This is a genomic window from Primorskyibacter sedentarius, from assembly GCF_004342065.1.
GTDB lineage: Bacteria > Pseudomonadota > Alphaproteobacteria > Rhodobacterales > Rhodobacteraceae > Primorskyibacter > Primorskyibacter sedentarius.
In genome coordinates this window covers 21,574-33,478 of the sequence record NZ_SLZU01000013.1, presented here as the reverse complement: position 1 = coordinate 33,478, position 11,905 = coordinate 21,574, and the positions used below count along the sequence as shown (strand labels likewise).

Genomic DNA, 11,905 nt, shown 5'->3' with positions numbered 1-11,905 from the left:
ATGCAGGCCTAGCCCCGTTCGTTCTTGGGAGAGCCCATCACAACATAGGATGTGATCGCAGCCACCTGGGGCAGCGTGCCCAGAACCTCGGTATGAAAGTGCTTGTAGGCAGCAAGGTCCGCCGCCTCGACCCGCAACAGATATTCTACCGCACCGGTGATATTGTGGCATTCCCGCACTTCTGGGCTTTGCGATATCGCGCGTTCAAACGCCTCTTGCGCGGCCTTCGTGTGCTGGCTGAGCCCCACAGTCACGTAAGCCACAAACCCTGCGCCCATCGCCTCGGGGTTCAAAACGGCACGGTAACCAGCAATCACCCCTGCCCTCTCCAGCGTGGTGACGCGCCGCAAACAGGCAGAGGGCGAAAGTCCCACCTCCTCCGCCAGTTCCAGGTTGCTGATCCGGCCATTGCGTGTCAGCGCGCGCAATATTCTGCGGTCTGTGGCGTCCATCTTCTTCATGGATTGCAGAAATACCTTCGAACCGCCAAAGATTGCAATTATTCCGCGCCATCTTTGCGCAATAGTTGCACACATGACTGAAAATATCCTCCTCGCACTGGCCGGGTTCGCGCTGGTCTCTTCGATCACGCCGGGGCCGAACAACCTGATGCTCATGGCCTCGGGCGCCAATTACGGTTTTCGCCGGACAATTCCGCATATGCTTGGCGTGGGCGTCGGCTTTGTGGTGATGGTGGTCCTTGTGGGCATCGGGCTGGTACAGATCTTCGACACATGGCCCGTCGCCCACACCGTCCTGACATGGGTCAGCGTGACCTACCTGCTTTGGCTGGCCTGGCGCATCGCTCATGCGGCGGCCCCCGGCACGGCCAGCGGCGCAGGAAGACCGATGCGATTCTATGAGGCAGCCGCGTTTCAGTGGGTCAACCCCAAGGCCTGGACCATGGCACTCAACGCAGTCACGCTTTACGCGCCCGAACGTAGCCTGACCTCGGTGCTTCTGGTGGCCGCGATCTTTGGCGCGATCAACCTGCCCAGCGTGTCAAGCTGGACGGTGATGGGACAGCAAATGCGCAAGGTGCTGAGCAATCCGCGCAGGCTCCGGCTTTTCAACTGGACGATGGCCGGTCTTCTGGTGGCCTCCGTCGTGCCGGTGCTGATGCAGTGAACCCAGGCTTTCGTGCCTTCGGCCTGCGGAAGAATGCTCTTGCTTTGTTGCATCTGGCCATGCACCACGCCATATAGCGGCAGGGCCCCGGGCCACAAAACGGAGCAAGACATGACCCACTACCTCGATTTCGAAAGGCCCCTGGCCGAGATTGAAGGCAAGGCCGAAGAACTGCGCGCCATGGCCCGGACCAACGAGGAAATGGATATCGAACAGGAAGCCGCGGCATTGGACCGCAAGGCCTCCGATATCCTCAAGGACCTTTACAAGGCCCTGACGCCCTGGCGGAAATGCCAGGTCGCCCGGCACCCGGACCGTCCGCATTGCAAGGACTATATCGAAGCCCTGTTCACCGAATACACGCCGCTCGCCGGTGACCGGAGTTTCGGCGACGACCACGCAGTGATGGGGGGTCTGGCGCGATTCAACGACCGGCCCGTGGTGGTGATCGGGCACGAAAAGGGCAATGATACGCAGTCGCGCATCGCGCGCAATTTTGGCATGGCGCGCCCCGAAGGATACCGCAAGGCAATCCGGCTGATGGACATGGCGGACCGGTTCGGCCTGCCGGTCGTCTCCCTGGTGGACACGCCCGGCGCCTACCCCGGCAAAGGCGCGGAAGAGCGCGGCCAATCCGAGGCGATTGCACGATCCACCGAAAAATGCCTGCAGATTTCTGTGCCGCTGGTGTCAGTGATCATCGGCGAGGGTGGATCCGGCGGGGCTGTGGCTTTTGCCACCGGGGACCGTCTGGCGATGCTGGAACACTCGGTCTATTCGGTGATCTCGCCCGAGGGCTGCGCATCGATCCTGTGGAAGGACGCCGAGAAAATGCGCGAGGCGGCCGAGGCGCTGCGCCTGACCGCGCAGGACCTGATCAAGCTGGGGGTCGCCGACCGGGTGATCCCGGAACCGCTGGGCGGGGCGCATCGGGACAGCGACGCAGCGATCACTTCGGTCGGCTCTATGATCGAGACCTTGCTGACAGAGCTGTCTGGACTCTCGGGCGAGGATCTGGTGGCCCAACGCCGGCGCAAATTCCTGACGATGGGTGCGCGCGGGCTGGCCGCCTGACGCTAGGTCAGGCACAAACGAACGCTAACCTTCTTGTTTCAAACAGCTTACGCGCATGTGAAGCGGCGTCAGGCTTTCGTTTGATGACGCCCTGCCATCGTGCGGGCATAGTCGCGGCATGGAGCTTTTGTTCGCATATGGCGCAGGACTTCTGACGCTGATCAACCCCTGCGTGGTGCCGGTCTTGCCGATCGTGATCGCCACCGCGTTGCAGGCAAGCCGGTTGGGCCCCCTCGCCATGGCCGCGGGGCTGAGCCTTTCGTTCGTCGCCCTTGGCGTTGGCATCACGGCATTCGGACAGTCCATCGGGCTGGGCATCGACACCGTGTCAAAGGCCAGCGCCGTACTGATGATCCTGTTTGGCCTTGCATTGTTGCTGCCACAGGCGGGCGCGGTCATGGCCAGCGCCACGGCAGGGCTGTCCGCACGGGCGGACGCGCAGATCGATCAGGTCGAACGCGGCAGCCTACGCGGGCAATTCCTGGGCGGCCTGCTTCTTGGCGCCGTCTGGAGCCCTTGCATCGGCCCGACACTGGGCGGTGCTATCTCGCTCGCCAGTCAGGGCGAAGGGTTGATACGCGCCACCTTGATCATGATCTTTTTCGCGCTCGGCGTGTCGACTTTGATCCTGGGGCTTGCCTATGGCACGCGGGGCGCGATCGGGCGGCACAATGCCCTGCTGCGCAGGCTGGCGGTGCAGGCCCGGCCCATCCTTGGCGCAACCTTCATCCTTGTCGGCACCGCGCTTCTGCTGCGCTGGCACCACTTTATCGAGGGCTGGTTGATCAATGTTTTGCCCCCGTGGCTGATCGACCTTTCCGTTTCCCTGTAATCTACCCGGAGGACTGACTTATGAACCGACGCGATTTCCTGATCCTGACCGCTGGCGCGGCCACCGCGCTGCCCCTTGCAGCCCATGCCAAACCGCTGGACTACATGCCGGGCCTCGTCACCAAACATCTGAAAGCGGGCGATACCGTCTTTCTGGATTTCAAGGCAAGCTGGTGCACGACCTGTGCCGCGCAGGAGCGCGTGATCAACGCGTTGAAGGCCGACAACCCGGCCTATGAAAATGCGATCACCTTCATCGATGTCGACTGGGACGAGTTCGGAAAATCGGAGCTTGTGAAGTCGCTGAACATTCCGCGCCGCTCCACCCTTGTCGTGCTGAAAGGCGAACAGGAACTTGGCCGCATCGTCGCGCAGACCTCCAAGGCGGACATCAAGGGACTGATGGACGCAGCGCTTGGCGCGGCCACTGCCTGACCCCCAGGTTGCGCGTCTCTGGGCCCCGGGACATGTGCGGGGTCGCGCGAAGCGCGCTGTGACGCCCCGAAGGCCGCGCCGTTCAGGGACCTTCCTCAGGTGGCTGCCCTGCCCCTGCGCGGCGGGCAGCCCACATCGTGGCGATTGGGCCAAGGACTTCGAACAGAACCGTTGTGGCGATGGTGATCGTCAGGATAAGCTCTGCATGCTCGGGCACAACGCGCGACGCCACCAGGGCCATGCCGACGGCCACGCCTGCCTGCGGCAAGAGCGCCATCCCGTATAACCGGCTATGCCCCGGATGGCTGCCGCCCAAGGCACCCCCCAGCCAGCCGCCAAAGAAGCGGCCGACGATCCGCATCACGACATAGATGGCCCCGATCACGCCGATTGCATATACGCCGTCAAGGTCCAGTGAGGCGCCCGCGAGGATGAAGAAAAGCGTCAGGAACGGTCCCTGCACGTTTTCGATCTCGTGGAAGGCAAGGTCGTGATGCAGGGCGCGGTTGACGATCACCGCACCGGCCGCCATTCCGGCCAGCAGGTAAGAGACGTCGAGCCACATCGCCGCCCCCGCTGTCAGGAACACCAGACACAAAGCCTCTGTCTGAAGGGGCTCTCCGGGGCTGAGGCGCCCAGTCAGCGGGGCCGCAACAAGGCCGATCCCAAGCCCCAACCCGAGTGCGCCGACGATGTCACGCGCGGCGTGCAGCAAATGCGCGGGATCAAGCGCGCCACCGTTCAGCGCGCCCGCCAATGCAAGTGCCAGCGCAAAGACGATCATCCCCCATGCATCGTCAAGCGCCACGACACCACGCAGAATATCGGCAAAATGTCCGCGAGCGCGCACCTGCCGTAGCGTTGCCTCTGTCGCGGCGGGATCTGTCGCCGTGGCGATGGCGCCAAGGATTAGTGACACCGCCGGATCAACGCCCAGAAGCCACAGCGCCCCCGCCACGCATGCCATGCTGATCAGCACGACCGACCCCGACACCCAAAAGATCGCGCGCCCGTTCTGGCGCAGCGAGGCGCCGCCCAGACTGCCCCCCAACAGGAAGGCGACCATGGTCAGCGCAACGATGGACAGCGCCTCGTACCATTCGGTGACTTCCGGCGGGATCAGGTCGAAACCGCTTTGTCCCGCCAATACGCCAACCAGCAACAGCGCAGTGACGCGTGGAATGCGGGTCCGTCGGCCAAAGCTGTCAGCGGCAAGCCCGGCCACGAAAAGCGCGCCGAAAACCAGAAAAACTTCTGGCAGGCCGAACACCTCGCTTTTCATGATCTGTTCCAACGGGCCTCCTCAGCCTGCCAGCAATTTCAATCCCTGTGTCACGTCCGAGCGCACCGCGAGGCGCAGCCCCGGCTCATCCCCCGCCTTCAGCGCGGCGATGATAAGCCTATGATAATGCGGCGGTTCTGTTCGGTTCAGCCGCCCGTATAGCGCACGCATCGTCGGGCCGAGTTGGAGCCAGACGGTCTCTGCCATGGCAAGCATGGCGGGCGCCTGGGCACGCAGGTACAGCGTGCGGTGAAATTCAAGATTGGTGCGGATATAGCCCACGGCATTGCGCGCCTCGACCATTTCACCGACGTTGGAATTGATGGCCTGCAATCGCTCAATAAGCGCCATATGGGCGCGCGGCAAGGCACGGCTGGCAAGCTCAACCTCGATCAGGGCACGCAAGGCGGCCAGTTCCTCGATCCGTTCGTTGGACAGCTCTGGTGTGGACACCCGGCCCGACGAAGACAGCGACAGCGCGCCCTCGGCGACAAGGCGGCGGACCGCTTCGCGCGCGGGCGTCATCGACACGCTGAACTCTCGCCCAATCCCGCGAAGGGTCAGCGCCTCGCCCGGGGAAATCTCTCCAGCCATGATGCGGGCCCGCAAACGGCGGTAAACACGGTCGTGGGCAACGGCCGGAATGGGCTCTGACTGGCGAGGAGATGTAAGCATGGTAGGCAAACTGTGATCAGAACCGACAACGGGGTCAATCTCCAAATCGGTAGCGGTGCAACTCTGCCCCGTGGTCGCGCAGCCAGGTCCGGGCCGGTTTCCAATCGCCATAGAGCCGGTTGACCTCGCGCCAGAAGGCCTGCGAATGGTTCATCTCGGCCAGGTGGGCCACCTCGTGGGCCGCGACATAATTAAGCACCTCCGGTGGCGCCATGACCAGTCGCCACGAATACATCAACCCGCCGTCATGGGTGCACGAACCCCAGCGCGACCGCGTGTCCCGCAGCGTGAGCCGCGCGTAGGGCCGACCAAGGGCTGCCGAGTGCCTGTCGGACGCCTCTGTCAGCCGGTCGCGTGCCAGCACCTTCAGATATCCTGCCAGACGCGCCCCGAATCGGTCCTCGGCCCCGGGGACCAGAATTTCGCCGTCCTGCGCACGCACGCTGCGCCCGGAGCCCGCGCCGATGCGATGCATACGGCCTTCTATGGGCAGCCACTCCCCTTCTTGCAGCGGGACTGTCGCGGGCTGTTCAGAGAGGTGTCCCCGCAGCCAGGCTTCCTTTTCCCGGGCAAAATCATGCGCCTCCCGCTCTGCCACGTGGCGGGGCAACGTCATGGTGACGCGCCCATCCAGACGCGACAGGCGAAGGCTGATCCGGCGCGCCCGCGCGGACCGTCGCATCACCACTTCGATCGGTGGGTTGCCTGGAAGAGTAAATTCGCCCATATGCATTCCTCGGTCGGGACCGCGTCAAAGCCTTTGACACGACGGTGGTGTTATGGCAGGTGGCCCGGATTGTCTTCAAGACCACAGAATATGAGAGGGAATGCCCATGCCCAAAGAAGAATGGGGCGTCAAGCGAGTTTGCCCGACAACTGGCAAGCGATTCTACGACATGAACCGTGATCCGATCGTCAGCCCCTATACTGGCGAAGTCGTCGAGCTCGACAGCACCAAGAGCCGCATGATCGCGGCCGACGCCGAAGATGCCTCCACAACCAAGGCGAAAGCCAAGGAAGCGGAAACCGAAGACGCGTTGGAGGATGACGAAGACGTCGATCTCGACCTCGGCGACGACGTGTTGGAAGATGATGACGACGATGACAACGTCTCGCTCGACGAGATCGCAGACGTGGCCAGCGACGACGACGATTCCTGAGCCTGAATGAATTTGCGCGGGGCTGGATTTTCCTCTTGATCCCGCCCCGCGCATCGCATACATCGCACCGCACAGCGTCGGAAGCGATGCTGCGGAAGGGGCCTTAGCTCAGCTGGGAGAGCGCCTGCATGGCATGCAGGAGGTCAGCGGTTCGATCCCGCTAGGCTCCACCAAACTCCTTTTGAAAGGCACCAGGTAGTTCTGCCTTTCTTGTCAGAGGATTTACCTCTGCCACGCAGACGGGTGGGCATTGCCAACTTTCTACCGCACCTTGATCATCGCGATGATATGCGCCTCGGTGAAACGGCTCTTTCGCATGTTTCTGCTCCTTCTGCGTTGGCGCAGACTCTGAATTAAGATGAGGGATTTCGCGGGGGGCAGGTCACCGAACCCAAAGTTTTGCTAGCCGCCTTCTGCAAATTTACAGCACCCTACCAGTAGCCTTTTGGTTTGTTCTATGGCAGGAATTCAAAAGAGAGATATGCCTGCAGAAACACTGTGGTGCTCCCAACTTCAGCCGTCGATTGAAAAGCAGGAAGATCATGCGCAACAGATCGGGATCATTTGCTGCGAACTCGACAGGGTGCAGAGCGTAATACGGTGAAGGTCGCATTGATCCACTACTGGCTTGTCGGCATGCGCGGGGGCGAAAAGGTTCTTGAAGAACTCTGCCGCATATTTCCGCAAGCCACCATTTTTACCCATGTTTGCGACCGATCTGCGTTGTCACCGACACTGCGCGCGATGAAGATCGTAGAGACCTCAATCGCCCGGTTGCCAATGGCACGTCGACTTTATCCCTCCTACTTGTCTTTTATGCCGCGCGCGCTGGAGGGCATCGATCTGTCTGGATTTGACCTTGTCATATCCAGCGAGGCTGGTCCGGCGAAGGGTGTCATCGCGCCACCGGACGCCTTGCACCTTTGTTACTGCCATTCCCCGATGCGCTATATCTGGGATCAATATCACATCTATCGTAACGAAGCGAACGCTGTCACGCGCATCGCGATGCCCTTTCTCGCGCACCGGTTGCGCCAGTGGGATGTCACATCAGCGGCGCGTGTTGACGGATTTATCGCGAACTCCGGACATGTCGCGCGTCGGATCAACAAGTACTGGCGGCGCGACGCATCGGTCGTTCATCCACCCGTTGATGTTGACCGCTTCTCCATAGGAGAGAAAGAGCCCGAAGACTACTATCTGTGGGTGGGAGAGCTCGCCTCTTACAAGAGACCGGATATCGCGATCCGGGCATTTGCGGAACTTGACCGGCGATTGCTTGTGGTCGGTGGACCAGAGAAGATGAAACGAAAACTGGCGCCAGCGAAGGGACCGAAAACAGAATTTCTGGGCGCAGTCAGTCAAGACCGCCTGGCCGAATTGATGCGCAATTGCAGGGCATTGATCTATCCCGGCGAAGAAGATTTTGGCATCATCCCTGTCGAGGTCATGGCATCCGGTCGCCCCGTTATCGCATTTGGCAGGGGTGGCGCTTGCGAAACAGTCGTGGATCGCAAAACCGGCCTGCTATTCGAAAAGCAAACATCCGAAGGTCTTGCAGATGCCGTAAAGACATTCGAAGCGGAGGGTCTGCACAACTTGGACCCGGCGTTGTTGCGGCAGCACGCAATGCGGTTCGCGCCAGGTGTTTTTCGGGACGGAATCCTGTCGGAATTATCTGCCCACGGCATTCGTCTGGCCGATGATCCGGCGCCGTGATCGCTCGACGGATTTCTTCGCAGCTCGACGCTGGTCTGGCTCATGTCTTCACCCAAGGTGCCGTCGCGTTCGTGGTAAAAGTGTTGGCCGCGCTTTTGTCGTTCCTCATGTTCATGGCGATTTCGCGCGTTCTGCCCGAAACTGCATTCGGACAATTCGGATTTGCCTTCTCACTTGTCACCATGCTCTCTCTGATCGGAAGCTTAGGGCAACGCAGCATGATATTGCGGTTTGCCGGCGCCTATCAGGCAGACGCATCGACCGAGCGGCTGAACGCTGTCATCCAGTTCGGATACAAGCTGGTGCTGGCGGGATGCGCGCTGACCGCTGCTTTGCTTTTGCTGCCCGCCTTCTTGATGCCGGGACTGCCTGATTATCTTTACGCATCTGCTGCCTTTACCCTCGTGCTCGGGTTTGCAGAATATCAGGCCCACGCGTTGCGCAGTTTTGGGTCGATGGCCCGGGCGTTGGTGCCCCGCGACCTGGTGTGGCGCGCCGGTGTCATCGGGGTGGCTTGGCTGAGTATCGCCGATGTGATCCCCATGCGATCTGCATCCGATGCTTTATGGGCCTGCGCCCTTGTCCTGCTGATCGTCGCCACCGCGCAAATGGTGCTGACACCCAGCTTGCGCGCAGCGATATCCGCGCGGAATATCCAACCCCTTCCAGAACGCAAGACTTGGCTGCACGCCGCCGCCGGGCTTTGGGGGACATCCATCGTGCTGGCCGCGGGACCAAATCTGTCAGTTGTTCTTCTCGGCCTCCAGCTCAGCCCCGACGAGGTAGGCCCGCTGTTTGCGGCGCTCAGGACATCTATGCTGCTTAGCCTTTTTCTTATGGCAGCCAATATGATAGCGGCCCCCCTCATCGCCCGTGATCTCGCCTTGGGAAACCTTCCGAAAGTGCAGCGTCTGTGTACCTTCATCGCGATTGCAGTCGGGATCCCGACACTTGCCGTGTATCTTGGTCTGTGCCTGTTTGGCAGCAATGTGCTTGAACTGTTCGGGCCGGAATTTGGCGAAGCACGGGCGGCTTTGATCGTTCTGTCGTCCGGCTATCTGGTCAGTGCTCTGGCGGGCCCCAACTCGCAAGTGATGGAAATGGCTGGAGCCGAGAGGAAGTATCTACGGATCCTCGCGATCACCACCCTGATATCACTGCTGTCTTTACCCCTCCTCGTCGCCATGTTCGGTGCAACGGGTGCCGCCATGGGGATCGCCGGCGGCATGATCGCCAGCAACATTTGGACGACGCGATATTGTGTTCGCCAACTGCATATTCGACCCGGCTTGCTGCCGGGCCGCGTCGTGCACCAAACCCCGAAAGAGCGCGGTGTCGACCTATGAAAGCGCCCGCGAACTTTCTCTATCTGGGTGGCGACAAATGCGGTTCGACCTGGATCCATCATATTCTGGACAAGCATCCGCAGGTGAGCCTCGCTCTGGCAAAGGAGCTGTTCTTTTTTGATCGGTTCTACGCCAAGGGCATGGACTGGTATTCCAATCAGTTTCCCCCTCCTGGCACGACGCGTCGACAGGGAGAAATTTGTCATGACTACCTCTATTCGGCAACGGCTCTGGCCCGGATCGCCACCGATCTGCCGACAGACTCTGTCTTTTTGATCTGTCTGCGTGATCCCGTAGCGCGCAGCATCTCCCACTACCGGTATCTTCTCAAGATCGGGCACGTGAAGGGTGATTTTCCAACCGCGATTGTAACGCACCCGCAGATCATTTCTCATAGCCTGTATTCTGAACACGTGACCCGCGCGCGTAACCTTTTGGGGAAGGAGCGGGTCAAGGTGCTGTGGTTTGACCAGCTTCAGTCCGATCCGGCGGGCTTTGGAAGCGCAATTTGCGAGGCACTTGGCATCGATTATCTGCCGCATCTGCCCTACTCTGATCGAATTCTGGACAGTGCCGGAGCGCGGTCGCCATTGCTGGTCAGGAACCTAAGATCCACTGGTTGGCTGGTGCGTCGCTTAGGATTTCCTGCGTTGGTCAGTCGCGTTAAGGACAGTCGCGCCATGCACAAGCTACTGTTCAAAAAGGCATCTTCGGCTCCGGTCCTGTCTGACCTTGCAGGCGAGCGTTCTGTTATGGACATGCTTTCCGACTTTCAGAAAGACTTCATAAAGATCCGCGATCTCTTGGGGCCGGATGTACCAGACTGGCCCTCAAAATGGCCAACATGAAGCTTGTATTGGCGGGCGTGATGCACAGCCCCAACTTGGGCGATGGTGTGATCGCAGCCTGCATCGACGAAGCCGCGCGGCAATATGGCCGGGACGTGACGCTTGACTGGCTTGATCTTGCTGGCCGCACGTCTCCGGTTCCGTCTCTCACACAGCAAAGTCGGCGCACCGCCATCCTCAATATACTGGATGCGATGCCTACATTTGCGCAGCAAATTTTGGCGCAGCCTCTTGTCAAAGCACAGGTTCGGCGAAAGCTCGCTCCACTGCTACCCGGTAAGTTTGAGAACGCGCGTGGTGTGATCATCGGCGGAGGCCAATTGCTATCCGATGTGCACCTCAATTTTCCGGTCAAAATCGCGCGCATCGTGGCAGAGGCAGAAGCGCGGGATTTGCCGATTGCGCTTCACGGTGTGGGTGTCGCGCAAGACTGGACAGCAAAGGGTACGCGGCTGTTCGGCCGCTTGCTGCACAGTCCAAAGCTACGCTTTGTCTCGGTGCGCGACGAGGCCTCGCGCTCGCATCTCACTCAACACTTGATTAACTTGAACACTCCGAAGCTACCGGAAATAAACGTTTTTCCCGACCCAGGCTTGCTTGCTGCCGACCTGTTTTCCAGCGGCGCTCCGGCAAATTCTTCTTCACGCCCGCGCGTCGGTCTCGGGATCACCCATCCCGTCGCGATCCGCGCGCATTCCTCGAACGCGGACAATGTGGCTCACCTCGATTGGGTAAAATGGTACAGAAATCTCGCCGCAGAACTGGCCAAGACGTATCAGGTCATATTGTTCACAAATGGCAGTCCGGAAGACGAAACCATGCTTGCCGAGGTCACCGCTCTCCCCTTACCGGACAACATTGAACGGCTTGCCCGGGTCGCAGACCCAATCGCTTTGATAAACTTCATCGGCGGTCTGGATGGGATCGCGGCACACCGACTTCACGCACTCATCGTTGCCTATTCACTCAATGTGCCCTCTCTCGGATTTCGCTGGGACGCCAAGGTCGACGCTTTTTTCAAGTTGACGAACAGCGAAAAGTTTCTCGTGGATGCACCCGAGTTACCTGTGAACGAGCTATCCGGTTTGATCGCAGCGGCAGGCCAGACCACCGATAGACGCGCGGAATTGCGTGCGGCGGCGCGTAACGGTGTTCACGAAGCAATCAGCGCCCTACTAAGCTGACAAGCCCATCCCGTCCGATCAGCAGACCTCAAGCAAGCCACGATAGCCCGCTCATCCATCCATGGGGCGGGCCCTGATTTCGCGTAGCCGGTGCCAAAAACAACCTTCACGCGGGCAGCAGCCGCCAAATTCAATTCAAGGCAGCGCCGGAAGAAGAAATTTTGTGCAAAACGCTCTCCTGTACAGATATTGTTGTTTATTCTCAATATTCTGCGTTGCTGAA

13 protein-coding genes and 1 tRNA gene are annotated in these 11,905 nt (G+C 60.3%); 10 read left to right on the top strand and 4 right to left on the bottom strand.

From position 1 onward, the window contains the following. Positions 1–8: 8 nt before the first annotated feature. Complete coding sequence (locus tag EDD52_RS16130; protein WP_424449925.1) at positions 9–452, bottom strand: Lrp/AsnC family transcriptional regulator; 444 nt, start codon at positions 450–452, stop codon at positions 9–11. Between the two features lie 82 nt (positions 453–534). Here EDD52_RS16130 and EDD52_RS16125 point away from each other — a divergent pair, with 82 nt between their 5' ends. The 4 genes from EDD52_RS16125 to EDD52_RS16110 all read left to right on the top strand — a co-directional run bounded on the left by EDD52_RS16125 (position 535) and on the right by EDD52_RS16110 (position 3,468). Next, positions 535–1,128 (top strand): LysE family translocator, encoded by a 594-nt coding sequence (locus EDD52_RS16125; protein ID WP_132246846.1) that lies wholly within the window; start codon positions 535–537, stop codon positions 1,126–1,128. 111 nt (positions 1,129–1,239) lie between these two features. Further along, positions 1,240–2,202: an acetyl-CoA carboxylase carboxyltransferase subunit alpha gene (locus EDD52_RS16120; RefSeq protein WP_132246844.1), complete on the top strand. Its 963-nt coding sequence runs from the start codon at positions 1,240–1,242 to the stop codon at positions 2,200–2,202. A 118-nt stretch (positions 2,203–2,320) separates the two neighbouring features. After that, positions 2,321–3,034, top strand: coding sequence for a cytochrome c biogenesis CcdA family protein (locus tag EDD52_RS16115; RefSeq protein ID WP_132246842.1), 714 nt, complete (start codon positions 2,321–2,323; stop codon positions 3,032–3,034). Between the two features lie 20 nt (positions 3,035–3,054). Further along, entirely contained in the window at positions 3,055–3,468 is a 414-nt protein-coding gene (locus tag EDD52_RS16110) for a thioredoxin family protein (protein ID WP_132246840.1), read from the top strand. A gap of 82 nt (positions 3,469–3,550) precedes the next feature. Here the strand turns inward: EDD52_RS16110 and EDD52_RS16105 are convergent, their stop codons facing one another. From EDD52_RS16105 to EDD52_RS16095, 3 genes are read right to left on the bottom strand one after another with little or no spacing between them, the layout of a single operon-like run. Next, entirely contained in the window at positions 3,551–4,762 is a 1,212-nt protein-coding gene (locus EDD52_RS16105) for a cation:proton antiporter (protein WP_243651972.1), read from the bottom strand. A gap of 9 nt (positions 4,763–4,771) precedes the next feature. Then, positions 4,772–5,425 (bottom strand): GntR family transcriptional regulator, encoded by a 654-nt coding sequence (locus tag EDD52_RS16100; protein WP_132246838.1) that lies wholly within the window; start codon positions 5,423–5,425, stop codon positions 4,772–4,774. Positions 5,426–5,459: 34 nt separating this feature from the next. After that, positions 5,460–6,152, bottom strand: a complete 693-nt coding sequence (locus EDD52_RS16095; protein ID WP_132246836.1) for a M48 family metallopeptidase — start codon at positions 6,150–6,152, stop codon at positions 5,460–5,462. Positions 6,153–6,258: 106 nt separating this feature from the next. Here EDD52_RS16095 and EDD52_RS16090 point away from each other — a divergent pair, with 106 nt between their 5' ends. The 6 genes from EDD52_RS16090 (at position 6,259) to EDD52_RS16065 (ending at position 11,682) form a co-directional block, all read left to right on the top strand. Continuing rightward, complete coding sequence (locus EDD52_RS16090) at positions 6,259–6,585, top strand: TIGR02300 family protein (RefSeq protein WP_132246834.1); 327 nt, start codon at positions 6,259–6,261, stop codon at positions 6,583–6,585. Positions 6,586–6,682: 97 nt separating this feature from the next. Further along, positions 6,683–6,758 (top strand) — tRNA-Ala (locus EDD52_RS16085). A gap of 427 nt (positions 6,759–7,185) precedes the next feature. Next, on the top strand, positions 7,186–8,304 hold the full coding sequence (locus tag EDD52_RS16080) for a glycosyltransferase (protein ID WP_132246832.1): 1,119 nt from the start codon (positions 7,186–7,188) through the stop codon (positions 8,302–8,304). Beyond that, entirely contained in the window at positions 8,301–9,650 is a 1,350-nt protein-coding gene (locus EDD52_RS16075; RefSeq protein WP_132246830.1) for a lipopolysaccharide biosynthesis protein, read from the top strand. The genes EDD52_RS16080 and EDD52_RS16075 overlap by 4 nt, the downstream gene beginning before the upstream one ends. Beyond that, positions 9,647–10,498: a sulfotransferase family protein gene (locus tag EDD52_RS16070; protein WP_132246828.1), complete on the top strand. Its 852-nt coding sequence runs from the start codon at positions 9,647–9,649 to the stop codon at positions 10,496–10,498. Before EDD52_RS16075 ends, EDD52_RS16070 begins: the two co-directional genes overlap by 4 nt. Then, positions 10,486–11,682: a polysaccharide pyruvyl transferase family protein gene (locus tag EDD52_RS16065; protein ID WP_132246826.1), complete on the top strand. Its 1,197-nt coding sequence runs from the start codon at positions 10,486–10,488 to the stop codon at positions 11,680–11,682. The genes EDD52_RS16070 and EDD52_RS16065 overlap by 13 nt, the downstream gene beginning before the upstream one ends. Positions 11,683–11,905: the final 223 nt, after the last annotated feature.